Below are 21,820 nucleotides of genomic sequence, written 5' to 3' on the forward strand. Positions count from 1 at the left end.
ATTTTTTCCTGTCTTTGTTAGAGTCAAATAAAATGTTTCCACCTGCTTGTTTTATTTCATTTATCCAACTGTCAAATTCACGCTTACTTTCAACTGAAAGGGAAAACATAATTTCATTTCCTTGCCTCAAGTCAGAGAGTTCTCCTTCGAGACTTGTTTTGAATTTTTCTTGTTCAAAGAAGTGAATTACAAAATCATTATCTCAAAATAAGAAGCTCACTAAATCTTTAACAGGGTGACCATTTGATTTAAAGCCTAATGATAGATAAAATTCCTTGGTTCTTTCGATACTTTCTACTCCTAAGTTTGCTTAAATACTTCTTGGTTTCATAATATTATTATTTTATTCTCCATAACGTCTCCAGTAGTATGAAGTGATTTTTAGCCTCTTTTAAACGCATAAAAACAAAACTCCCCCTACCCAAAATTTGGGATAAATCATTTAATAATAAAAGAAGTCTGACAGGTGCATCTTAAAAATTTTACTGATTATTCTCTTCGGGGTCTCTTAAGTGCCGCCATCTTGGCTTTCATTATACACCAATCTCTAGGATTCTGATCGGGTTGATCTAATGATCTATACGCCAACTGAAAAAACGAGCTTTGTTCCGACTTTGTATCTTCCCCTTATCTAGCTTGACTTTTAAGTCATCTTAAACGGGGGATTCTGACTAACAGTTAGTAAATGAAAAGTAGGCGGTTACGAAGCACTAAACTTTCGGTTAAACACAAAGTTTGATACGATTCACAACTCTTAATTTTATTACTATTCCGCCTATTATTTATATACACTGTTACCTGCTGGCTTTATTCTTTTAGTTGTTTTAATCGGTCAATTGCGTTTTGATTTTCAGGGTTTAATTCCAAAGACTTTTTGTAATTCAAAATTGCGTTTTGGTAGTCCTCATTATAAAAATATGCTTCGGCTAAACTATCATATAAATTTGCCGATTTTGGATATAGATGTAATGCTAATAAAAAGACATTATATCCTTGCACTTTCTTCTCAGGATTAAACGATAATCGCAGTCCTAAAGTGTTTAACACTCCTTCTTGAAGTTCAAGATTTGGATAATCGGAAATCGTTTTTGTATATAGAGGGATTAAATTTTGATAATTCTGTTTGAAAGCTAAATCATTGAAATCCCTATATGTAAAGTCTTTTTCTATAGCTTTTTTTGATTCTTTGGAAATCAAACTATCGGAAAAACCGTTAGCAACAGGTTTATTTTCAATGAAATCAATCGCCTTTTTCTCATTTTTTAATGTTGCATTTAAGAAGTGTAAAGTATACTGACAAAGTAGATTGTAGGATGCCATTATTTTAACATCACTTTTATCTTGCCTTTTGTCTCTGTTAGCGAATAAGACACCGAAAGAACTAAAGTAAGAATGCGTTAGGTCGTGAAATCTATACCTGTAAATATTGCTATGTTCCAAAGAATCGTATAATTGAAATTCGTAGTTCAACTCTTCAGGGATTTTGTCCGCATTTAAGATTTCTTTTGGTATCTCTTTTTGAGCAAAATGGATATAAGGAATGGAAAACTTATCTAAATTGAAATAAGGTGATTTTTCCAAAACAGGATAATTGTACCTTTCGGTTCCATCCAAACTAACAATTGCTTTTATAGTCTTGTTTTTCATAACAGTTATAGCGTTTGACAACCCACCAAAACTAAATCCTATTAATGCCACTTTTTCCAAATCAATATTCTCGTAGCTATGAATTTCTTTTAGAAGAAATTCAACATCTCTCGATTGCGTTTCCATATCTCTTGTAGTTCCGCCTTCCAACCAACGCGTATCTGTTCCTCTTGAAGGACTTGATATCACTACAAAACCGTTACTAGCTAAATACTCGAATAGCGCAAAGTTTTCAATTGACGAGGCTTGATAACTTGGTGCATAAACTACTACTGGAAATTTTCCGCCTAATAATGTTGGATTAGAAAAAGCATCTACCTTTTCTGAAAGATGAGCCATATTTTCTGGCGTGTTCCATAAATAAGGAAACCAATCCAACAGAAAGTAATTCGGTAAATTTTTCCATTCTTCCTCTTCTTTTAAAATCTCTAAATAGTTTAAGACTGTTAATTGCTCAGAACTACTATCCTCTATTTTCGCAGGATACCAAATACTTATAGGGATTGGTCTCTCAATAAGTTGGTTGTTAAACTCATTATGAATTCGATAGGTTCTCGTGCTATCATTAATTGTATAATGCTTAAAGCCCACTTTATATTTACCAACTTTAAGTCCAATTTCTTTTAAGGATGTCTGCCCGTAAGATATTATTGAAAGTAGTAACCCTGTAATGATTATTGTCAATCGGATTGTTTTTAAATTATTGTCCATCATAAAGATGCTCTATTTTGATGATAGTTACAGGGTCTTTTTTCAGCTTCTGACTAACGTTAAATTATCGTTCTGAAAGTCAGGTAGTTATCAACCCTAGTTCCTCATTTGTCAACCCGAACTTATCAATTTGCTTTCTTATCCTCTTGACCAGTCCCAGCTTTCTTTTCTGGTCCAGGTAGAGGTATCCTTCTGGATTGACATAAGGTACTCCCTTCACCACCATGTTCCAAATAATTACCGCCAGTTTTCTGGCTGTAGCACTAATAGCAGATACTCTACCTTTTCTGAAGTTTATGCGCTGAAAAAAGTCTCTGAGTGGAGTTGAATCTTTGAGATTTCCAATGGCATTGGCTGCATTCCTTAAAGCTATTTTGAGCCTGTTACTTCCTTTAGGTACTTTGCTAGATAGCAACTTGCCTCCACTCACTTTATTGTTGGGTGCCAAGCGCAACCAGGATGCAAAATGCTTGGCGGTTTTAAACTTTTTAATACCCTCTAATCCTACCTCACTCATTAATGCAAGTACAGTAGAAAAGCTCATGCCTTCAATGGACAGTAAATCTGTACCCTCAAACATCTGGTAAGACTTCAAATTAAGGTCAATGTCCTTTGGAGTATTCTTGTTTATTCTTTTGTATGGCTTAGGCTCTATATGGTGCTGCCTTTTGTTGTCATCACTTCCTATAATCTCTTCCAGCTTTGCTGCTATCATTTTATCACATTCTTCAATTTTGCACTGAAGATGATCATACATTTCCAGTTCCTGCTGAAGGGCAAAAAGATAGTCTTTCCTTCCATTGGACTGCAATGCCCTGGCGATTTCTTCTTCACTTTTACGGCAGTTACCATGGCGTAGCGAAGCAAGTTTTTTAGGATCGGTTTCTCCGGCACAGACGGAGCGGATGATACTAAGACCTGTGAGACCGCAGATGTCCTTTACTACCACATCAAGCCTGAGGTTGAGCAACCTAAGGTACTTCTGCATTTTCTTAGAAGTAGAAGCTGCTGAATGCAGCAAGTTGGCACGATGACGACAATAAGTTCTGAGTTCCTCAGTCTGACCATCAGGTAAAAAGCTACTGGTGAGTAGACCAAGTGTATGTAGCTTTTGTATCCATTGGCAGTCTTTTACATCCGTCTTTTTACCTTTTATGTTTTTAGTAAATTTTCCGTTGCATAAAATGACATGAAAACCTTTAGAAATGAGCACTGAGTAAAGATTCTGCCAATAGGTTCCGGTGCTTTCCATGGCAATAGTTTTAACCCGATTATCTTTTAACCACTCTGCCATAGCGAAAAGATCTTGATTATAGACCCCGAATTCCCGAACATCCTGTTCAGATTGACCAACAGCCACCCAGTGGGAGCGGCTGCCCACGTCAATGCCCCCAGCCTGGGGATTGACAACTTCCATTGAGATTGATTCCTGTTCCATTGTAATTACTTTAAGCTCTAAGGAGATGTGCTTTTGGCAAGTAAATATTCTGAACGGGGTTCCCGAATACTCAGGACCGCCAATGAAGTAATCGCAAGCATCTCAACCAGGATTGCACCCGTGCTTCCAATTGGAGCAACAGTTTGAAAATCGGCCTTACAAAGAGCTTTACCAATTTAAGAAAAAGTTGAATAGCGCCCTCGTTAGCTATAGAAGTAAATGTTTCAATATATGGTGGATTGCACCCAACGGCCCATGCAACAGCTGGGCCGGGTTGTTTGCGTTTTTCGTTCTTCTTTCATTTTTGGCACTTGGATCAACAAACTTCCAAGTGTGTTTCAAACAGGCATGGCTGATGCATAATGTTGGGCGTTCGTATTTTCATTCAGTTCTTCCAATGATCAAACACTAACTTGGATATATTGGCAATTACTTGATCGCGCTCTTTGGGAGAAGCATAAGAATCAGAAACAAATATGCTAATTGCTAAATGACTTCTATTGGGAAGAACAACAATTCCAGCATCATTTGTGGCTCGAGTCAGTCCATTGTAAGTCCCGGCAGTTCCTGTTTTATGAGCTACGATAGTTCCTTCGGGTAGTAAGCCTTTTATTCGTCCTAACCCTGTTTTCGAGTCGACCATATCCTGAAAAAGTAATAATTGACTTTGTTTGGAAAGAACACCATCCATATAAAATATTTTCAAAAGCTGGGTCATTGCTTGTGGTGTAGAATAGTTTTGGTACTGGATCGTGTCGTTAGCTACCTGTATCTTTTCGAGTATTGCGATAGATATATTTTCATCTTTCACCCCTAAGTTATGGACATAATCATCGGCTACGTCTGCCCCTCCGATGGTGTTAAGAAGCACGTCTGAAGCTGAACCATCACTAAGTATAGTGTATTTCAACAGTTCTCTAATGGTAAGATCAACTCCCTCAGGAAATTTTTCCCGAATCGGACTGTAGCCCTGTTTGGGAATGTAATCCTCAGGAGATACATGAACAACTTGCTCCAAACTCAGTATTCCTTTATCTATCTGGTCAAGTACGGCCATGGCAATAGGAAACTTATAGACGCTTTGCATAGGAAACCTTTGATCTGCGTTATAGGATACTGTCTCTCCAGTTTCTAAAAGCATGGCATGAACTCCTACATTGCCGCTGATGTGTTGAGCATGTTGTTCAATTTTTTTTTCTAAAGTGGTTTGCCCGAAAGACCAAAATGATAGAAACACAAAAAATACGCAGATACAAATTTTGTCTGAAATGCCTTTATTGGTTCTCATCAGTTAGGTAAAGTTTAAGTATCTTATATGACGCCCAACGTTCTCGGCTATGAGTAGTTGCGTGGTTTAGCGGTTAACTTTGCAAGTACACACCAAACTGAAAATCCGTGAGGATTTTCACAAGTAGGCGACAACAAGCAATTACTTATAGCCATTGTTGGCAATAGTTTTTTCATATTTTTCTAATATTACTAAACATTCACTTTGCCATTCAGCAGCTGAACCGTCCAAATAAGTTTTAGATTCAATTAAATCTGCTCTAGCAGCTTCAATTCCGTTTAGAAAGCATAACAGGTAGTATTGAGCTAAACCTTCTTGAAAGTTCATTTCTTCTTTTGGAAAAATGCCCTTTTTATATTTTTCAGTTAGTAATTTAGTTCGTTTATATAATTTTTCAATTTCCTCTTTTGAAAAAGTAGGAAATTCAAATATCGTTTTAGTTGTGATAGTATAAGTTCCGTTTGCTAAAAAACTGATAGAAATCTCCTCTAATGGATATAGATCGTAATTTTCTCCATAACCTAAAGGTACTAATTCAATAATCTTAAATTCTTTTTCAGTTATGATTATGTCAGCGAATTGAACAGCAGAAATAAAAATCTTTTTATTTTCATTGACTAAATGAATATTTATTTCTGAATAATAATCTCTTTCTCCATATTTATCTCTCCAAGCAGACCAACATAAAACAAATTGGTCTAGAAAAACTACATTTTCAGGATGATATTCGGGATGGCTTATAGATTTAAATTCTTGGACTCCATCTATAAGTCCTTTTAAATTGTTGATTGAATATTCTTTTATTGCACTAACTGTTAATTTATTGGTTTCATTAACATAAAAGTTTTCATCAATAATTATTGAAGTACTTCCGTATCTATAGAAACTACTTCCTTTTTTTAATTTCCAAATATTTTTGATAAGACTAGTCTTCTCTGCATTTGGGAAAATTGTTAAAAGACCAACCGTTTGGTAGTATTTGGTTTCAGGAAATTGGATGTTTTCATAAGAAACTATTGGTGGATTTTCCAAATTTGACCTTACAAGGTTTTGAATTACACTATCATCAAACGCACTTGTTCCAATTATAGAGTTATCATCATCTGAAATTCCAAAAATTATATACGATTCATTCTCTGGATTTGAATTACTTAATGCACAAATATGCTTTAGAAGTTTTGCTTTTTCAGAATCAGATGATAAACTAATGCTTCTCTTTTTATCAAAGAAAGTTCCTTCACCATTATGAGAAATGAGGTTCTTTATTAATAGCCTTTTGTTTATCATTTCAAATTATTGCCAACATTAGAACATGCGCATTGCACATGCTTTACTTATATCTCCCTTAAGATAATTCAAATCTAATTAATAGCATCTAAAGGAAGGTGATTTTTGATGCGTGTTCTACTTAATATTCCGTCTGGCATATGTGTGAAGTTCAGTCGGAATATTGCTTTTGTTCCTTAGTATTATAAAGGATTATCAGTCTAGCCGCATATCCTGCGCCTTATGTAATATTGTAAGCTTAATTAAGGCGTGGAAAAAATACTGATGAACAGTTTAATCATAGCGGGATCAAGCATCTTCAAGGTTTTTGTGTAGCCCAATTCTTCAAATGCTGGCAGATGTCTGTCAATCCATTTTGATAGGGTATTGACATGTACTCCATACATATCGGCTAACTCTGATTTGGTGTAGGCTTTTATTTTGAAGTCATCTTCTCCTGAAAACTCAATCGCCTTGAGTCTTTCTTGCCTGGTGGAAGGTTGCTGGTAGTTGCTGTTGTGCTGAGAAGAGTAGTGATAAGCTTGATTTGTCATGAGATTGTTATTTAAGAAGCATAAAAACTAAGAGTCCCGCCAGCCCTAATCCTCCCAGGGTCATCATCATTTGCTGTTGGTTGGCTTGCGCTGAAGTTTGCATGTAGGCTTGTTGCTGCAACATTTCCTGTTGCCGGGCGGCTTCTTTTTCAGCTGCTTTGCGATTCTTGGAGGCATTCACAGCACCAATTACAGCAGGGGTTACTGCAGCTACCGCACCCACAATCACAGGAATGATGCCTAGTGTACCCAAACCTAATTGAAGAGGATATCTTTTCTTAAGTTCAGCAAGTGGGCCGGTGGCCGCATAGATAATTCCTGTCTTACTATCTGCTATGAAGTAAGTGCCGTTTTCTCCATGGTTGAGCTGGACATATCTTTCCATTATTTGACGTTTTTTTGAGCTATCTCCTGCAAGTAATCATCATAGGCCCGGGGAGCATCTTCTGAAATTACGCTATTGGCAATTAGTGCAGAGAGTAATGAGACAGGCGTTACTGTATAGATGGTTTTCACCTGCTTACTGATGAGCTTTTTCTTTTTTAGATACTCATGGGCAGACACCCCTGCAATAGCAGCAAGGCCGCTGATCAAACTTACTTTATCACTTTTCTTCATTTCTTGAATAGTATGGTTGCCAGTCCTCCCAGTCCTAGTAGACTTGCCGCTATCATGGTATTGCGGGTTTTATGATTGTCTCTAAAATCCAGTAGACTTAAAGTAAATGCATTGCCATAGCGATTACGATGCACCTGGCATTGGTTTAAAAACTGTTGATAGTCATTGTCTCTTGCAAAGACCACACAACCTGCTGAGGCATTGATCATACTGCCCTTCATATCATGGATGTTATTGCCAAAGATTCCTGTTTCTTCAGTGCCAGTATAGGTTTTAAAAATACCTTTCAGGGCATAGTTTCTTATGACGGTCATGGGTTTTACCTGAACAAGTGCTGGTCTTCCTTTATGATAGCCGAGTGAATAAGCATTCAGCCACTGTCCTTTTTTGATGAATCCATAGCCTTGCGATACAATTGGGTTATCAATGTAGTAGGCACTTGGATCGGTGGTTACCTGAAAACTCTTTAATACCCACTTCCCTTCCAGGTCTTTATACAGCATGTGCAGGCTATCATCCATGACTTCCGAGCGCACCGTATTGCTACGCTCAGCAATAAGGTTTAACTCCAGGGGTCGATCAAATATCCTATACCCCTTGCTTCTTAGCTTTCGCAATAAAGAATTCACTTTGGAGTAAGTGGATAGCTGGGCAGTAAAACTCATTCGGTAAACCTATTTTTTTAGGATTCTATCATCTTTGTGCTGACTCCCTGAAGAAGAGCCAAAGAAGAAATCAGTAATGGTATTGACTTTGACTGACATCCCTCCCCAGATGGTAGAAATCAACGATATCGCATAATCCTGTAGTTCAGTCATCCGGGTAATGATCAAAAGCATCACCACTGATAAACCCACATAAGCAATTAGAAAGGTCAGTGCATATACCTTCTGCATTTGCCCGTCTTTTCTGAAAGTCTCGTGAGACTCCTGGAAGCGTTTCAGATCTGCTTCAAACAACTGAGACTGCAGTCCATAAAAGATTTTGTCAATCTCGTTTTGTAGCCTGAGCTTTTCTTCTTTGCTGGTAGTGACTTCATCTACCAATTGACGGATTTCAGTGAGTCCTCCTGAAAAGAGGCTGGTAAGAATATTTTTTATACCCATGACCCAGCATCTTCTGTAAGCGTTGGAAATGAATCAATACGCCTCATCCAGCCTTTTAAGAATTTGGCTTGACCTGGCCGAGCAGCGAGTCCTTCTAAGAAGTCCCTTCTGCGTTCTTTGACGAGATCATGAAGTAATTCTCCAGGTATCTTATTGATCCAGTTGAGCGTGATTTTACCGATGATGCCATCAATTTTGAGTACATCCCGGTCTAAGAGTTGATTGACACAACGCTGGACTATTTTCATCCCTACATGACCACTATGTACATAGAAGTCAAACATGAGGTGGGCCACTCGTTCATCGGCGATTTTGCTACAGTAGATCTCATGCCAGTAATTAGCTAGGTAAAATGCTTTTACTTTCCGGTCCAGCTCCGGATCAGGGATGTAGTGATTCCTTTTTAGTGGTCCGTGCCGGGCTTTATATTTATCAATAGTTGCCCACCCGCTCCAATACGGATGATAGCGGCGGGCAATACCTTTATAAGTTTCACCTCCCATATCGCCTTTTACATGGGCATAATTGCCTTCAAATAGTAACAGGTGCGTAAATGCTATGTCAAAGCTCATGATTTAGATTACTTTAATGCCTGAAGAAACGGTATAGAAAATATCCCCTTGCTCGGTTTGGATTTTGGATAAGCCTTTGCTTTCGTCCATCAGATAACCCAATAGAATTCCCTGCTGTACCGGGTAGGCCTGGGGATTAGCCTGGTTAATGGAGTCAGCATTGATCATAAAAGTCTGTTGGGTAGTGATCGCCACTTTAGGGGAATAACCCAAACCGGAAAGTCCTGAAAGAGATCCTTTATTGAGGATTCGCTCATAGGTAAAATCAGTAACTCTGGCTCCAAGATACTGGTCCAGTACTCCGATGTATCGGGCAGCCACCAAGGCATCCAAAGTACCCTGACCGAAAGCGCCATCAGCTCCCCCACTTTGTTCAATAAAACCTTTAACCTTTCCTCCATGATTAATCAATGCCAACTGCATTTGCAGCACATACCAGTTTCTATCTCCTACTTCCATAGGGAATGCTTCATGATATGTAGGTTTAGCCAAAGTGATGTTAGGTCCAACTACTCCTGAGTTTCCCTTAGGTGCCGTAGAGCTACTTGGAAAATCTTCATTCGTCTTGCCTGAGCCAAAATTGAGGTCTCGCAGGAAGTTGTACCCCACATATCCGGTGCCCAGAATAGCACCTGCGCCAGCGGCATACAGGATGATTTTTCCCCTTGTTAATTTTTGTCTATTTCTAGCCATTACTCTTTTTACTGTTGATGATGGAAAGTGCTTTGGTGTACTCGTAAGTAGAAAGGGCACGCAAGAGCTCGCTCGTCAGGCTTTTATTGTTGAAGAGCTGTCTGAAAGCAACCTCCACCCTCTCCCATGTTCCGGAAGGAATTTCCCGCAAGATGTTGTAGAGGTACTCTTCATCATCATCCTGCAGCCATCCCCACCATACATCTCCGGTATGAATGGCTTTACCAATTTGGGCGGCATAATAAGCAGGGGTGCCCATTTCAGTGGCTTTATCGTCCTGTAAGTCTGCATTCAGTTTGCGATAGCCAGAGCGTAAAAGCATGAAAGTTCCCCCTGCTACCAACACCCCTAAACCCACTTTACCTAAAGTAGATAAAGCTTCTCCCAGACTATCTATATTGTCTTTGGTTGCCAATTGTGATGCGATGAGCGGGAGCATAGTGGCTTACTTCTTCTTCTTTTTAAACTTGCTTGTGAACATCTTTCCTGCGGGGCTTTTGCCTAACTGGTACAAGCCCATTAAACCTTCCGTACCATAGTCCTGATACATTTCCAGAATGATGCCTTTGAGTTTGAGTGCTTCCTCCTTGCTTTTAGCATCTACAAGGATCTCCATTTTAAAATCTGCCATTGTTTTTTTTATTAAATCGTTTCAGCGTTTTCTGAGCCTTCAGCAGTAAGCTTTTCTGCTTTGGTAGCAATCTCTACTAATCGGCGTTGCAGCATATAGGCCAGTTCTCCGACAAGTTCCTTTCTGCTTGCGCAATGATTGATGATTTGGGCCAGCTGTCGTTGCTCATCCTGATTGAAAGCCTGGTCTATGGCCTGGGCAATCTGCATAGCCGTTTGTGAACCTGCAGGTAATTGCTGCTGCTCTCCTGACATACCCGCTAAAGCACTAGCCGCATTTCTACCTGCTACCGGATTGATAGCTGATAAGACCGAGACGAACATTTGGGGCTGGGAAGTGATTAGCGTCGCTGCTTTTTCCAGCTTAGCCCATGTTTTAGCATCTTCTTTGAGGTCTTCATACTCTGGCTCTAAGCTTTCCAGCTTCTTTTTGGCCTCATTATATTGCTTTTGCAGGTCAGAAAAGTCTCGCTTTAAAAAGATGTGCTCGGTATTCAGATTGGTATTGCCCAGCCCTTCATTTTGGAGCTTACTCAGCTCTTTTTCAGTACTTGAGAGTTGATGCTTTAAAAAGCGGATTTCTGCTCTTAGCTCAGCATTTTGTACATGGGCCTGCATATCCGAGATCGGTGCCTGCATGTAATTGGGCGCTGGTCTTTCATCGGAGTATGTAGGCCCCGTAGAAGAGGTGGTCGTCGGTTGCTGAGGGTTGTAACCGCCACCATGAGTCATGGATAAACCTTCTACTACCTCCGATCTTGGTGTAATAATGTCCTGCGCATCAATCGTGCGACGAACCGTCCCCGACAAACCTTTTCTCCTTAACTCCGCTTTCTTTTTTGTCACCATCTTACGCAATCCATAAATGGTGTCTTCGGATACTTTTTCCACCCCATTATCAATAAGGTAGTTTTTTCTTAGCATCTGGGAGGTAGAGCGGTTGTTCATGATGTCCTCCACCACATGCGAATATTTTTGAAGGGTACGGTCCGCCGTGCGGAGGTTTTCCTGGGTAGTCATGGGTTTTTAGTGTTGAGTTATTTTTTAAGAATAATCTGATACATCTTGACCTGCTTTGCTTGGCTTGTCAGGTTTTCAATCGTGATCTGGTCAGTGTGTTCGTGTTGCTGTTCATCAGCTACAATATTGGATAGGTTATACATGCCGTAGCTGCTTTCTATTTTGATGCCTTGAACATCATCAATGAGCATCCATAATTGGTTGTAGGCGTTAAATGCTTTGCTTGCTCTAGCGGGTAGCACAATATCCCGGTACACAATCTGGCTTTTTTGAACTGAATAGCCTTTTTCAGCAATCCGCTGCGCAATGAGTTCTTTGAGTAGTGTAGCATCCATCTTATTCTTCTTCAATTAAGAGGTAGACAATAACTTCGTATTGAGCATCAAACTGCTCCGCATCCCGGTACATGATTTTTACTTCCTGGTTACCTGCTTCCAGTTCCAGCGGTATCATTTCCAAATCAGGAAGACTTTGTACCAGTGGATAATCCAAATCAGAATCCGCATCAAAACCGTTGATGCAGGGAGCATCCATGAGCTGATTATCTTCTACTTCATGAGTAATAAAAGCGGCTTCTACCTGGTGTTGGTAAAAGAGATCCGATGTATCTCTGGATTGCAGCGAAAGTTCTCCTAAAAAGGGTATCATATTATGCGATTTCAATGGTGGTTTGTCCCAGATTATCATTCACACTTTCAAAGAGGTAGTAATCCATAACAGCACCCGTTTGAGTATCAGTCACTGAGACTGTCAAGGGCGACTTAAACCCACCGGATAAGCCTCCATAGGAAAGCAGTGGTAAACCCGCTTCTACCGGTTGAGCGATATAGATATGCTCATTCAATCCTGCACTTACAGATACCTGTCCGATCTTACTTTGAATCAGTTCCTGATTAAGTGAATTGATAAATAATGCTGAGTTTTGCCCTGCTGCCCCTACCCCATAGAATCTTCTAAATGTCTTGATGGGCTGATCTACATACACCATCGGAACAATGTAAGCACCCACTACTTTACAACCATCAATATCCATAGTAGCCACTTTATAAGCCCCTTTGCTTTCTACCCGGATACGCTTGGCAAGCAACCTTCTTTTGGTTTCTTGTTCTTTACCTCCGGCTAAGGTTCTATGCAGTACTTTGTGTCTCAGCATTACTGATTGTCTTTACAGGTTTTCTTTAGAGATTGTCTTTAGGAAGTAAATAGGCAAAAGTGATATAGACGGTATACCCAGCTTCAAAGGGAGCAATAGCATTGTCTTCATCCTGGAAGTTGAGCTCTACTTTGTAGTTGCCTGGCTTCACTTCTCCCAGCGGAAAGAAGCGCTTTTCTACTGCTACGCCTACTGAAGAGACAAACAGCTGACAGGGGGTGCCATTTTCTAAAAGGGTATCCCCTCCTATGCGCAGGCCCAGTGATCCTCTGAAGTTGAGCTTACTTTTATTGTCTGAACCCAACTGGAAGCCGGTGACAAAGACTGTGTTTTTATCCAGCTCAAAATTGGTCTCTCTTGCCAGGCCATCTTCAGTAGCTGCAAACTTGAAGGTCTTATAGGCTACTTTATAGTTTTCTAATTGCTCTTGTTGCATGATTGAATTTGTAGTAGAGTAAAAAGACGGTGTATTTATCCGCCTTTTTACCAGAGTATTAAGCAGGTACTGCGACTGTTCCGTAAAGAATAGCTTTCAAAGCGGTCTTGGCCGGAAGCGCTATTTTGGTTTCTATGGTCAAGGACAGCGGCACATTATCCTCCAGGATTTTTGGATTGGTCAGCGGACAAATTCCCAGCGGAACATTAAAGCCCGTAGTCACAAACATCTGCATGGAAGATTTGGGAACGATGATAGAGTTATTCACTTCAAACTCCCACTCTCCATTGGCAAGACCAGGAATGTCATCTACCATACCGAACTTGAGTTTGGACATGGCTTCCGCATCATAAGTGGCTTCTACACTGGTTTTGGCAAGAATGGCAATAGAAGTAGCCATAAATACTTCGCCCTTCTCTAATCGTGCGGTAGCAATGTTTTTGATACCGATCTCTTCTTTGTCCTGAGATTCAAAGAAGCGGATCATAGTTTTTGTGCTACCATCTACAATAGAGTATGCAGCAAAGTCAGCCAGTCGGGAACGGCCAGCAGCCACCGCCTCAGCAATTTTTCTAATGTCGGGGTTTTGTGAAGCTTTCGCTTGCTCAATGAAGTGCTCACGAGAGGTTTTAATTTGAGTTAGCAATCCCATTTTTTTGATTCTGATTTAGATGTTAATTGATTATTGATTGAGTTTTTTCTTTATGAAGCTCTTCTGCGATCAAAGGCTCTTACTGAGGGTTCATCAAAAGCATACTGATCAATGCTTCCCATACTGCTGAGCTCAGTAGTACGATCAGCAAATTCGGTCTGATCAATACCGGATACACTGCTCATCTCCGCAATCAGGCGATTGAGCTCCTGTCGCTGATTTGAATTCAGGTTGATCTTAGCCGACTTGTTGGGAGCAAACATACTTTCTGACTCAATACCGGCCAGTCCTACCATTTTATTGACCATAGGAATTTTGTCTATGTAGGCATTGAGCATGATGTTTTTCAGGTACTGCTCTCCCCGTTCTTTGAAGTTGTCCTCTATCAGACCTGAAGGAAGGAAGCCTGATACAGTAGTACTGTCGGTAGTGGCTTCTGCTACCTTTTGTGATTCAGTAACCGGCTTAGTGGTGGCCACGCCATTGACTGCCATACCTACGGCCATAGTTTTGGTCCACTCCGGCCATTTGAAGTGATTGGCTGAAGCCAGCAAAGCGAAGCCAGCTAAGAAGCTATTTCTTCCGATACCGGCACCTACAGCACCACCCGCAATGGCAGGCAGCAACAGAAGAGCGGTATTGCCCAAACGGCTGCCTATTTTCTTAGCACCTCTGGTAGCTACAGCAGCAGTATTTCTCTTTTTTCTCATGGAAATGAATTGATTTAAATATTTGATTGAGTGAATTATTGAAGTGGTATTATGCCTAAGGAGGAAGCTGACTTTTTCTTGACTGGTGGTTTCCTGCTTACTGGTCTTTTTTTGGCCCTGGTAGTTTTCTGAGTTCTAATCTTTCGGCTTGTAGTTCTTGAGCGAGTTTTACTTCCCGGATCACCATCAGCATGCTTCATTTTAGTGATGAAAAGCCCTGCCAACAGCAGTGCTCCTCCTGCTACAAGTGTTTTTTTATTTTCACTCACCCAGGTACCCATGCCTGCTTGCTGGCTAGTAGGTGATTCATCAATACTGGCATTAACCTTATCTTCTTTTTGAGTGATGGTAGCAAGAGACCCCGTGATGCTTGAAACTCCTGAGGCAATCTCTGAAATTTTGGAAAGTGTACTTCCTGCTTTGGCAAAAGCATCCGCATTGGCATTACTTTCAGTATTCCCTAAGCCTGATATTGAGACACCTGCTTTGAGATCAGCCAGCAGTTGCGCAGGGGAAGTCAACAGTATTCTTTCTTCTGCTCTAATAGAGATTTCTCCCAGTGAATTATAATCTACCCTTACTGCCTGATCCCGGTTACCAAATCCTTCAACGATGGCTTTGGCAAAGTCTTTTCTATTACCTCCCAGCTTGGTGTACTCTGCTTCTGCTCGGGCAAGTCTGCTTTTAAGATTGGTTATTAGCCGACCATTAAGTCCTCGGCCTCTTAAGCTTTCAGTCTTTACATAACCCCACCGCAGCTTGTCGGCAGTTTTATTCCAATCTATTTTGAGCCCGATAAGCACCCCTAATCTCTTCATCTGATTAGGATCAGTATTGAGAGGATTTACAGAAGTGTTGCTGTATTCCCTTAGCCCTTTAGCTTCCGAGACTCCTGATAATAGTTGTATTTGCATGATTAGTCTTTCTTGCTGTTCAAAGCGATAATGAGTGTGAGCGCTGCTACTCCCAGGCCCACCGGCAGCATCCAGGAGGGTGTAGCAGAACTAGACACCTGATTTTGCGTCACCGTAGGGTTTTTGGATTGGGTGTATTTGCTAAACAGGTCAGCTGCAGTGGTGGTGGCTTTGGTAACGGTGTCCAACCAATTCCCACCACTTTTGGTGTTGTTTGTAGCTGCCGCCTCGCTATTAGCCCAGGCATCAATATCAGCATCAATGTCAGAGATTATGTCCGTTGAAGATCTGGCTACTCTCCCTAAGGATTGAAATTCTTTACTGTCAATACTCATGACTGATTATTTAAGCACAAAAAAGAGAATGGCTGCTGTAGCCGCCCCACCAATAAGCATATTCTTCGTGGTGAGATACTTTTTAAAGCCTTCTTCCTCAGTAGTGTCCACTGCCGCAGTGGAAGCTGCCACAGTGGACACTGAAGTGCTTGTGGGTACTGCCGGCACGGATGTGTTGGAACTTGTTGTACTCAGTGGGGCACTGTTTATATTGGGCGCAGAAGCGGCTCTTTTTTGTAAGGCAGCAGGGTTTTTAATGGCTTCCCACAATCTTGCGACATCCGCTTTGGCTGCCTTCACACCAGAATCCTGATTTGGGTGTCCCACAAAATAATTTTTGTAAAGCAGATGAGAGGTGGGCTTTTCCCGCCATACCCAGGCGATATTGCCCCCAATTTTGTATTGTAAGCTAGACACCGTTGGATAGCTTCCCTGCTTATACATATTGTTCAGGTAGGCTACCAGTTCAGCATCTGAGACACCGGAAAGACTAGCAAAATCACTAAAAGCTAATTGATCTATATTGCTCATATTGAATGATTATTTTCTTTTGAAATAGATGTAAAACAGCATGCCTGCTCCGGCACCAATGGCTATGTTTTTAGGTGTAGCATATGCTTTCAGCATGCTTGCATGGAACCCACTAAGCGCTTTTTTAGGATACAAAGGCAGCCTCACCGCTGGCAAACCTGCCAGATGATTATCTTCACCGAATTCAGCAGCATCAATACCCGCAGTACAGCAAAGCGTGTTGCTGGATATTCCTGATAAACCTGCCTTACTCATGGATACAGGCATCTCATAATCCCGCTTCTGACTGTAGGGCACCTCATAATTAAAGCGGTAGTCTACCACTGGGTCACAGGTGATGTATCCACGACTTCCTCTATTAGATTCATAAGGAATCACTACATAGATATGCTGCCAGTGGGTTTTACCATTGTATTTGGTAATCCTGAAAGAATGCGGAATGCCTAGATTGGTTAATACTGAGCTGATAAAAATAGAATAGTCCTCACAATCTGCTCCCATTTTACGATCATGCCAGGTGCGGGCTGGGGTTCTCACCCTTTCTACTGCCCCTACATCTTCTGCCCTGTTATCCAACTGATACTGGACATAGGTTACTATGAACTCCCATATGTTTTTAGCCGTCTGCTCCCGACTCTCTCCCTTCAAAACAGGAGCGATCTTTTTGGTCTCCGATAAAGTCTCCGACACTACTTTTTTGCATAGGGCTACGGTTTCCTCTACACTGCCTCCGGATTTGACAATAATCTGTCTTAGCCCTTTGGGTTTAGCAAAGTACTTATCATACTGCGTTCCTGGAAGAATCTGTCTATTGGCTGACTGCATGGGCTATTTGAATAGTTTGAGCACGATGGGTTCTTCTTCCTCAATAGGAATGAAGTAGTTCACTTTGGCTTTGGTCTTCATCAAAAAAGTTAAGCCTGAGGTGATCAGCTGTAAAGCTTTGCTTTGCCCGACAATGGAGAGTAGTTCAGCTTTGGATAAAGTCTCCAGATACAAGTCAAACTCATTGCTCTCGCCAGGCTTTACCACTATGGTTTGCTCCTGAGGTTTGGTGACCAGAATTGATTTTTGACTTCCTTTGGGAAGGACATACAACACCTCCACATTAGGATTTTCAATCCTTAGGGTGGTTGTGCCTTTATTGATCAGCTTCACATGGGCTTTGAGTACTGCACGGTCCATGCTAAGGCTATGGAGCTTGATATCCGTGACAGTTTCCAGTGCCTCTCCGGTTGCTTTGAGTTGGTAGAGGTAGTAACCTCCGGCAGCAACCAAACCTGCCGATAATAATGCAAAATTTGACTTGTTCATAGCACCTGTATTGGGCTTGTTAGATTCCAAAACTGGGGGCTTTCTGGCTTTCATCCAACTGCCTGACCGACTATGAAGTACTAAGCCGTACCATGTCGACTTTTTGGGTATTTTGACAAATTTTTAATGCTTGGGTTCTCTATATTTCTTAAAAAAAGCAAAAACCATAAAAGCATAATGAGGATATATTTGCGAAGATTTGTAAGCAGAAAGGAGTTGGCTGACCGTTTGGGAATTAGTGAGGCCACGCTGAAAAGGAAGATGAAGCGGGTGCAAGGTATTGAGCAAAAAAGATACGAACTACTTGATTCTGAAATAGTTTCCGCCTTTTTTAATACCTACTCACTTTCCCCCCGAAGCCTGGAAGATATCGCTGACTATGAGTTGAGCAGCTCTTGGAATAACACAAAGTTAGCTTGTTAATAACGTAAGATTAGCCCATGAGCCTATTCCAACCATGGGCAACCACCAACAACCAGGTAAATATTGTACATATGATAGATCAGCTAGAGTTCAATCAAAATCAGGGTAATCTAGGGACTACCAGGTCCTCTGCTTATACCAATGCCAGATCCGCTAGTAGTAGTACTTCAAGCAGAACTTCTGCCAGCACCAGCGCTCGTTCCGGAAGTTCTTCTTCCAGCAGGTCAAACACCACCAGTTCTTCCTTTCTGGACCGTTTGAGAAACACTACGTCCCGAGCAGTGCAAGTAGTAGATCAGACTCGTCAGGCTCAGGAAAGAACTGCTTCCTCTCCTGTTTCTAGTTCAATCAGCCGTTCATCTGCAAGCAGAAGTCCTTCCAGTGGGGGTAGCAGAAACAGTATAACTACAGTGACTCCTTCAACAGGTAGAAGTGGAGTAGAAAATGATACTAATCCTTCCATACAGATGACTACAGGTAGGTCTGCGCAAAGAGCAAGCAGAGCAGTAAGTCCTGAAGAGAATAGTGATCGGATGCATGCCACGCGTTACTTAAATGAATTCAAGGAATTGGCAAAAGCTATTGAAAAGCAAGCTTTTGTGCTTACCCAGTCTCAATACGCTGACTTGCAAAATATCATTGCCCAATACCAAGCAAACAATGGTGATTTAGAAACCCTGAGACTAATGATGCAGTACAGCCAATTGGAAGTTGAGGGAGGTAGACCTACAACCAACCCTATGATGGCTGCCTTTGGAGATATAGATTCCAAAAAAGCAATCTACATTGGGGCCGGGCTGCTGGGATTGGTCCTTCTCAAGAAGATGGCTAAACGTAACGGTAAATAATACACTCATTTACAAACAGTACATACAATGATAGATAAATATGATTTTCAGCAATTAGGAAGGCTTACCAGATCCAGCGACTATGATCCTCGTGTCCGTAATTACGATCCTTATGCCCCCAAAAGCTATGTGACCAACGAGCAAGGAGTGATCATCAGGGATTCAGTAAGAAGTAATTCGGGAAGTACTTATTCAATACAACAAGCCCGAGAAGCCCGCATTACTAACAGAGCACGAAATACTCCCAACATTGCAGAGGGCTCAGCTATGACTGCAGGCTTTGGAGATATCCCTAAGCCATTGCTCATTGGAGGTGCAATATTGGGAGGTGTGGTGTTATTAAAGACTTTGAAAGGGAAAAAGAGAAGCCGTAAAAAGAAGTGAAATCACTTCTTTTTAAAGGAATTGTAAGATTCCTAACTGTAACCCTTTTATGAACTGCTATATAGTGTGATTATTAGCATTAGCTAGTAATTGCCATGAGTCTTTTATCATTCACTTTATCTACTCTCTAAGTATATCATGAGGATTGACTAATGCTGCCTTCACTGATTTATAGCCAACTGTAAAAAGGGCTATTGTAATAGAAAGTATTAAAGCAGCTGCAAAGTACCATACTTCTATTTCTACTTGATAAGCAAAGGAGGATAGCCATTTTTGCATAACAAAATAAGCTAGTGGAGCTGATAGTATAAAACCAACTATGACCAACCATGTGAATTCTTTCATGAAAATTCTCACTATTTGCTGTACGGATGCTCCAAAAGTTTTCCTTATTCCAATTTCTTTACGTCGGTAAAAAGACAGATAATCTACCAATCCATATAACCCTATACATCCAATGAAAATGGCTAGAATAGATCCAAAACTAGCTACTTTGTATAATAGATCTTCAAGTGTATAAATTATGGCCATATATTCATCTAAAAACTTAGCTCTATAAACATGATCAGGATATAAATCCTGCCATATTTGATGTATAGCTGCTAAAGCTTCTTTTGCATTTCGCCCTTCTAACTTTATACCTGCAAAATAGATATTATCTCCATAGTGGAGATAGCAAGCCTGTGTCTCTTTCTTTAAAGACGAATTTGCAAAATCAGCTACAACTCCCACAATAGTAGCATCATCATATTGTAGCGCTATTACTTCTCCCAAGGCAGCTTCTGGAGATTCATAGCCTAACATTTTGATAGTAGTTTCATTGACCAATATGTTATACTGGTGTACACTATCTGCATGGTGATCAAATGGCTCTAATTTTCGTCCTGCCAACAACTGAATCTCAAACAAGTCTAAATAAGATGCATCTACAGATTTTTTTATGATAGAAAATCTTTTTTTGCCCTCATTTGAAGGTTTATCAAAACCTACTATGTTATTGCCAATGGAAGTAGGTGGGTTGGAATAAAAAGACACTTCTGACACTGAGTTTTGGGACATTAGTTCATGCCTGAAAACTTCTATCTTTGAAAGATCATCAACAGGCATATCCAGGTTCATGTTTATGTTCAGCACTTGCTCTTTCTCAAATCCCAAATCGCTTTGTTGAAAGAAACTCAGTTGAACAATAATTATCAAAGTACAGATAATGAGTACCTGTGAAATAGTTATCTGAGCAATAATCAAAGCTTTCCGTAATGAAATACTACTTGCAAGACTAGTTCTCTTATCAGATAATGACTGTTTTAGAGCAATAGCTGGTGGATAAGCCGCCATGAAACGTGCTGGATATAGACCCGCTCCTAGGGTGATTACCAAAAACACCGCTAGTAGAAAGAAGAATAGCGTAAAATCAGGAGAAAAATTGAATACCATAAAATCAGAGAAGTTTAGAAAATAATCTCTGATCTGGACTAAAAACAGCTCCGCTATTCCCACTCCTATCAAAGTAGCTAGTAGTACAGTAATACCTGTTTCAAGCATAAACTGCCAAATTATCTGCCACTTTGAACTACCCATTGTTTTCCGAATTCCAACTTCTTTGGCTCGATTTGCCGCCTGTGCAGTTGCTAGATTGATAAAATTCACACACGCTGTGATTAATATTACTGCACCTATTGTAATTAAAACTAGCAGCAGTGACTTTGGAGCAGCATAAAGTGTCCCTCCATATTTAGTATCTGTGTGAATGTTAGCCAGTGGCTGTAGATGAAAACTCCGGGAATCAGCAAAGTCTTCTTTTAGATATTTTTGTGGAAAGGTAGCTAATTGCGATTCTAACTGCTTTTCAGCCCCTTCTTTTTTTAGTTTTATAAATGTATTTGCATGTCCTGGCGTAAAATTCCAGTTATTGCTCCAAGTTGGGTTTTCTTGCTCTACTACCTTGAAAGGCAAAAGCATAGTAAAGTAGATATTACTATTTGCAGGAATGTCTTCAATAATACCACTAATTTGATAATCAGATTGATTGATCGTAATTATATCTCCTATTACTTGGGCTAATGAGGTATTTCCGTAAAATTTTTTAGCCAATGAGTGGGTAAGGACAACTTCATCAGGTTGTTGTAGCAACCTCTGAGGATTACCGAAAAGTACTGGAAGATTAAATATTTGTAGAAGATCATTTTCAGCATAAGCCATTGATCGCTCATCAAATAATTTACTATTACCTGCTTTATCTATTAGCTTGATAACTGCAGTCTGATCCATAAATATGTTTGCAGCTAACTCTATGGCTGTAGCTTCATTGCGGAGTGCTTCTGACATCGGAAAACAAACAGCTCCTTTATAATTAAGCTGGTCTGAAGTATTAGTATGAGTCACAACTCTGAAAATCCTTTCTCCATCAGGTACGGATTTGTCAAATGAATATTCATATCTGATAAGTACATAAAAGACAATACAGCAGGCTAAGCTTATTGCTAATCCTAAAATGTTTATGACCGTACTTAATCTATTGCGATTTAAGCTTCTAAGAGCAGTTTTAATATGGTTGTTCAGCATCTATAAAGTTTATTA

The 21,820-nt window shown here is 40.4% G+C and carries 29 protein-coding genes; 3 read left to right on the forward strand and 26 right to left on the reverse strand.

Annotated features, from left to right (window positions below; genetic code table 11):
* Positions 1-807: 807 nt before the first annotated feature.
* The 25 genes from PZB74_RS01970 to PZB74_RS02090 all read right to left on the reverse strand — a co-directional run bounded on the left by PZB74_RS01970 (position 808) and on the right by PZB74_RS02090 (position 17,588).
* Complete coding sequence (locus PZB74_RS01970) at positions 808-2,361, reverse strand: prolyl oligopeptidase family serine peptidase (RefSeq protein ID WP_302240315.1); 1,554 nt, start codon at positions 2,359-2,361, stop codon at positions 808-810.
* 76 nt (positions 2,362-2,437) lie between these two features.
* Entirely contained in the window at positions 2,438-3,796 is a 1,359-nt protein-coding gene (locus tag PZB74_RS01975; RefSeq protein WP_302240316.1) for an IS110 family RNA-guided transposase, read from the reverse strand.
* Positions 3,797-4,181: 385 nt separating this feature from the next.
* Positions 4,182-5,084 carry a class A beta-lactamase gene (gene bla, locus PZB74_RS01980; RefSeq protein WP_302240317.1) on the reverse strand — a complete coding sequence of 301 codons (903 nt, stop codon included), beginning with the start codon at positions 5,082-5,084 and terminating at the stop codon, positions 4,182-4,184.
* 141 nt (positions 5,085-5,225) lie between these two features.
* Positions 5,226-6,371, reverse strand: coding sequence for an ATP-binding protein (locus PZB74_RS01985; RefSeq protein ID WP_302240318.1), 1,146 nt, complete (start codon positions 6,369-6,371; stop codon positions 5,226-5,228).
* A 242-nt stretch (positions 6,372-6,613) separates the two neighbouring features.
* On the reverse strand, positions 6,614-6,904 hold the full coding sequence (locus PZB74_RS01990; RefSeq protein ID WP_302240319.1) for a hypothetical protein: 291 nt from the start codon (positions 6,902-6,904) through the stop codon (positions 6,614-6,616).
* A 7-nt stretch (positions 6,905-6,911) separates the two neighbouring features.
* Positions 6,912-7,289 carry a hypothetical protein gene (locus PZB74_RS01995; RefSeq protein WP_302240320.1) on the reverse strand — a complete coding sequence of 126 codons (378 nt, stop codon included), beginning with the start codon at positions 7,287-7,289 and terminating at the stop codon, positions 6,912-6,914.
* Positions 7,289-7,522 (reverse strand): hypothetical protein, encoded by a 234-nt coding sequence (locus tag PZB74_RS02000; protein ID WP_302240321.1) that lies wholly within the window; start codon positions 7,520-7,522, stop codon positions 7,289-7,291. Before PZB74_RS02000 ends, PZB74_RS01995 begins: the two co-directional genes overlap by 1 nt.
* Positions 7,519-8,187, reverse strand: coding sequence for a hypothetical protein (locus PZB74_RS02005; protein WP_302240322.1), 669 nt, complete (start codon positions 8,185-8,187; stop codon positions 7,519-7,521). The genes PZB74_RS02000 and PZB74_RS02005 overlap by 4 nt, the downstream gene beginning before the upstream one ends.
* A gap of 9 nt (positions 8,188-8,196) precedes the next feature.
* Positions 8,197-8,628: a hypothetical protein gene (locus PZB74_RS02010; protein ID WP_302240324.1), complete on the reverse strand. Its 432-nt coding sequence runs from the start codon at positions 8,626-8,628 to the stop codon at positions 8,197-8,199.
* Complete coding sequence (locus PZB74_RS02015) at positions 8,619-9,200, reverse strand: glycoside hydrolase family 108 protein (RefSeq protein WP_302240325.1); 582 nt, start codon at positions 9,198-9,200, stop codon at positions 8,619-8,621. The genes PZB74_RS02010 and PZB74_RS02015 overlap by 10 nt, the downstream gene beginning before the upstream one ends.
* A 3-nt stretch (positions 9,201-9,203) precedes the next feature.
* Positions 9,204-9,893, reverse strand: a complete 690-nt coding sequence (locus tag PZB74_RS02020) for a hypothetical protein (protein ID WP_302240326.1) — start codon at positions 9,891-9,893, stop codon at positions 9,204-9,206.
* Complete coding sequence (locus PZB74_RS02025) at positions 9,886-10,308, reverse strand: hypothetical protein (protein WP_302240327.1); 423 nt, start codon at positions 10,306-10,308, stop codon at positions 9,886-9,888. Before PZB74_RS02025 ends, PZB74_RS02020 begins: the two co-directional genes overlap by 8 nt.
* A gap of 30 nt (positions 10,309-10,338) precedes the next feature.
* Positions 10,339-10,524 carry a hypothetical protein gene (locus PZB74_RS02030; RefSeq protein WP_277484578.1) on the reverse strand — a complete coding sequence of 62 codons (186 nt, stop codon included), beginning with the start codon at positions 10,522-10,524 and terminating at the stop codon, positions 10,339-10,341.
* 11 nt (positions 10,525-10,535) lie between these two features.
* Entirely contained in the window at positions 10,536-11,543 is a 1,008-nt protein-coding gene (locus tag PZB74_RS02035; RefSeq protein ID WP_302240329.1) for a hypothetical protein, read from the reverse strand.
* A gap of 17 nt (positions 11,544-11,560) precedes the next feature.
* Positions 11,561-11,878: a hypothetical protein gene (locus PZB74_RS02040; protein WP_302240332.1), complete on the reverse strand. Its 318-nt coding sequence runs from the start codon at positions 11,876-11,878 to the stop codon at positions 11,561-11,563.
* Between the two features lies 1 nt (position 11,879).
* Positions 11,880-12,191, reverse strand: coding sequence for a hypothetical protein (locus PZB74_RS02045; RefSeq protein WP_302240334.1), 312 nt, complete (start codon positions 12,189-12,191; stop codon positions 11,880-11,882).
* 1 nt (position 12,192) lies between these two features.
* Complete coding sequence (locus PZB74_RS02050; protein ID WP_302240335.1) at positions 12,193-12,696, reverse strand: hypothetical protein; 504 nt, start codon at positions 12,694-12,696, stop codon at positions 12,193-12,195.
* Between the two features lie 25 nt (positions 12,697-12,721).
* Positions 12,722-13,132, reverse strand: coding sequence for a hypothetical protein (locus PZB74_RS02055; protein ID WP_302239182.1), 411 nt, complete (start codon positions 13,130-13,132; stop codon positions 12,722-12,724).
* A gap of 58 nt (positions 13,133-13,190) precedes the next feature.
* On the reverse strand, positions 13,191-13,784 hold the full coding sequence (locus PZB74_RS02060) for a hypothetical protein (RefSeq protein WP_302239184.1): 594 nt from the start codon (positions 13,782-13,784) through the stop codon (positions 13,191-13,193).
* A 50-nt stretch (positions 13,785-13,834) separates the two neighbouring features.
* Positions 13,835-14,494, reverse strand: a complete 660-nt coding sequence (locus tag PZB74_RS02065) for a hypothetical protein (protein ID WP_302240337.1) — start codon at positions 14,492-14,494, stop codon at positions 13,835-13,837.
* 35 nt (positions 14,495-14,529) lie between these two features.
* The gene (locus tag PZB74_RS02070; protein WP_302240338.1) at positions 14,530-15,408 is read right to left on the reverse strand and encodes a hypothetical protein; all 879 of its coding nucleotides are present in this window, start codon (positions 15,406-15,408) and stop codon (positions 14,530-14,532) included.
* A 2-nt stretch (positions 15,409-15,410) separates the two neighbouring features.
* On the reverse strand, positions 15,411-15,743 hold the full coding sequence (locus PZB74_RS02075) for a hypothetical protein (protein ID WP_302240340.1): 333 nt from the start codon (positions 15,741-15,743) through the stop codon (positions 15,411-15,413).
* A 6-nt stretch (positions 15,744-15,749) separates the two neighbouring features.
* Positions 15,750-16,274 carry a hypothetical protein gene (locus PZB74_RS02080; protein ID WP_302240343.1) on the reverse strand — a complete coding sequence of 175 codons (525 nt, stop codon included), beginning with the start codon at positions 16,272-16,274 and terminating at the stop codon, positions 15,750-15,752.
* Between the two features lie 9 nt (positions 16,275-16,283).
* Complete coding sequence (locus PZB74_RS02085) at positions 16,284-17,099, reverse strand: transglutaminase-like domain-containing protein (RefSeq protein WP_302240344.1); 816 nt, start codon at positions 17,097-17,099, stop codon at positions 16,284-16,286.
* A 3-nt stretch (positions 17,100-17,102) separates the two neighbouring features.
* Positions 17,103-17,588: a hypothetical protein gene (locus PZB74_RS02090; RefSeq protein ID WP_302240345.1), complete on the reverse strand. Its 486-nt coding sequence runs from the start codon at positions 17,586-17,588 to the stop codon at positions 17,103-17,105.
* A gap of 126 nt (positions 17,589-17,714) precedes the next feature.
* On the opposite strand from PZB74_RS02090, the gene PZB74_RS02095 reads away from it, so the two are divergent.
* From PZB74_RS02095 to PZB74_RS02105, 3 genes are read left to right on the forward strand one after another with little or no spacing between them, the layout of a single operon-like run.
* Positions 17,715-18,011, forward strand: coding sequence for a helix-turn-helix domain-containing protein (locus tag PZB74_RS02095; protein ID WP_302239193.1), 297 nt, complete (start codon positions 17,715-17,717; stop codon positions 18,009-18,011).
* A 17-nt stretch (positions 18,012-18,028) separates the two neighbouring features.
* Positions 18,029-18,859 (forward strand): hypothetical protein, encoded by an 831-nt coding sequence (locus tag PZB74_RS02100; RefSeq protein WP_302240347.1) that lies wholly within the window; start codon positions 18,029-18,031, stop codon positions 18,857-18,859.
* Between the two features lie 27 nt (positions 18,860-18,886).
* Positions 18,887-19,243: a hypothetical protein gene (locus PZB74_RS02105; protein WP_302240348.1), complete on the forward strand. Its 357-nt coding sequence runs from the start codon at positions 18,887-18,889 to the stop codon at positions 19,241-19,243.
* A 120-nt stretch (positions 19,244-19,363) separates the two neighbouring features.
* On the opposite strand, the gene PZB74_RS02110 is transcribed toward PZB74_RS02105, so the two are convergent.
* On the reverse strand, positions 19,364-21,805 hold the full coding sequence (locus PZB74_RS02110) for an ABC transporter permease (protein WP_302240350.1): 2,442 nt from the start codon (positions 21,803-21,805) through the stop codon (positions 19,364-19,366).
* Positions 21,806-21,820: the final 15 nt, after the last annotated feature.

Origin of the sequence: Porifericola rhodea (assembly GCF_030506305.1) — a bacterium.
GTDB lineage: Bacteria > Bacteroidota > Bacteroidia > Cytophagales > Cyclobacteriaceae > Catalinimonas > Catalinimonas rhodea.

Bases quoted from the DNA above. Each gene is read 5' to 3' on its own strand.
- PZB74_RS02070 (WP_302240338.1), bottom strand. From the start codon at position 15,408: ATGCAAATACAACTATTATCAGGAGTCTCGGAAGCTAAAGGGCTAAGG.
- PZB74_RS02050 (WP_302240335.1), bottom strand. From the start codon at position 12,696: ATGCTGAGACACAAAGTACTGCATAGAACCTTAGCCGGAGGTAAAGAA.
- PZB74_RS02110 (WP_302240350.1), bottom strand. From the start codon at position 21,805: ATGCTGAACAACCATATTAAAACTGCTCTTAGAAGCTTAAATCGCAAT.
- PZB74_RS02035 (WP_302240329.1), bottom strand. From the start codon at position 11,543: ATGACTACCCAGGAAAACCTCCGCACGGCGGACCGTACCCTTCAAAAA.
- PZB74_RS01970 (WP_302240315.1), bottom strand. From the start codon at position 2,361: ATGATGGACAATAATTTAAAAACAATCCGATTGACAATAATCATTACA.
- PZB74_RS02060 (WP_302239184.1), bottom strand. From the start codon at position 13,784: ATGGGATTGCTAACTCAAATTAAAACCTCTCGTGAGCACTTCATTGAG.
- PZB74_RS02015 (WP_302240325.1), bottom strand. From the start codon at position 9,200: ATGAGCTTTGACATAGCATTTACGCACCTGTTACTATTTGAAGGCAAT.
- PZB74_RS01995 (WP_302240320.1), bottom strand. From the start codon at position 7,289: ATGGAAAGATATGTCCAGCTCAACCATGGAGAAAACGGCACTTACTTC.
- PZB74_RS02080 (WP_302240343.1), bottom strand. From the start codon at position 16,274: ATGAGCAATATAGATCAATTAGCTTTTAGTGATTTTGCTAGTCTTTCC.
- PZB74_RS02010 (WP_302240324.1), bottom strand. From the start codon at position 8,628: ATGGGTATAAAAAATATTCTTACCAGCCTCTTTTCAGGAGGACTCACT.
- PZB74_RS02055 (WP_302239182.1), bottom strand. From the start codon at position 13,132: ATGCAACAAGAGCAATTAGAAAACTATAAAGTAGCCTATAAGACCTTC.
- PZB74_RS01985 (WP_302240318.1), bottom strand. From the start codon at position 6,371: ATGATAAACAAAAGGCTATTAATAAAGAACCTCATTTCTCATAATGGT.
- PZB74_RS02040 (WP_302240332.1), bottom strand. From the start codon at position 11,878: ATGGATGCTACACTACTCAAAGAACTCATTGCGCAGCGGATTGCTGAA.
- PZB74_RS02030 (WP_277484578.1), bottom strand. From the start codon at position 10,524: ATGGCAGATTTTAAAATGGAGATCCTTGTAGATGCTAAAAGCAAGGAG.
- PZB74_RS02095 (WP_302239193.1), top strand. From the start codon at position 17,715: ATGCTTGGGTTCTCTATATTTCTTAAAAAAAGCAAAAACCATAAAAGC.
- bla (WP_302240317.1), bottom strand. From the start codon at position 5,084: ATGAGAACCAATAAAGGCATTTCAGACAAAATTTGTATCTGCGTATTT.
- PZB74_RS02020 (WP_302240326.1), bottom strand. From the start codon at position 9,893: ATGGCTAGAAATAGACAAAAATTAACAAGGGGAAAAATCATCCTGTAT.
- PZB74_RS02075 (WP_302240340.1), bottom strand. From the start codon at position 15,743: ATGAGTATTGACAGTAAAGAATTTCAATCCTTAGGGAGAGTAGCCAGA.
- PZB74_RS02085 (WP_302240344.1), bottom strand. From the start codon at position 17,099: ATGCAGTCAGCCAATAGACAGATTCTTCCAGGAACGCAGTATGATAAG.
- PZB74_RS02045 (WP_302240334.1), bottom strand. From the start codon at position 12,191: ATGATACCCTTTTTAGGAGAACTTTCGCTGCAATCCAGAGATACATCG.
- PZB74_RS02000 (WP_302240321.1), bottom strand. From the start codon at position 7,522: ATGAAGAAAAGTGATAAAGTAAGTTTGATCAGCGGCCTTGCTGCTATT.
- PZB74_RS02090 (WP_302240345.1), bottom strand. From the start codon at position 17,588: ATGAACAAGTCAAATTTTGCATTATTATCGGCAGGTTTGGTTGCTGCC.
- PZB74_RS02100 (WP_302240347.1), top strand. From the start codon at position 18,029: ATGAGCCTATTCCAACCATGGGCAACCACCAACAACCAGGTAAATATT.
- PZB74_RS01990 (WP_302240319.1), bottom strand. From the start codon at position 6,904: ATGACAAATCAAGCTTATCACTACTCTTCTCAGCACAACAGCAACTAC.
- PZB74_RS02065 (WP_302240337.1), bottom strand. From the start codon at position 14,494: ATGAGAAAAAAGAGAAATACTGCTGCTGTAGCTACCAGAGGTGCTAAG.
- PZB74_RS02105 (WP_302240348.1), top strand. From the start codon at position 18,887: ATGATAGATAAATATGATTTTCAGCAATTAGGAAGGCTTACCAGATCC.
- PZB74_RS02005 (WP_302240322.1), bottom strand. From the start codon at position 8,187: ATGAGTTTTACTGCCCAGCTATCCACTTACTCCAAAGTGAATTCTTTA.
- PZB74_RS01975 (WP_302240316.1), bottom strand. From the start codon at position 3,796: ATGGAACAGGAATCAATCTCAATGGAAGTTGTCAATCCCCAGGCTGGG.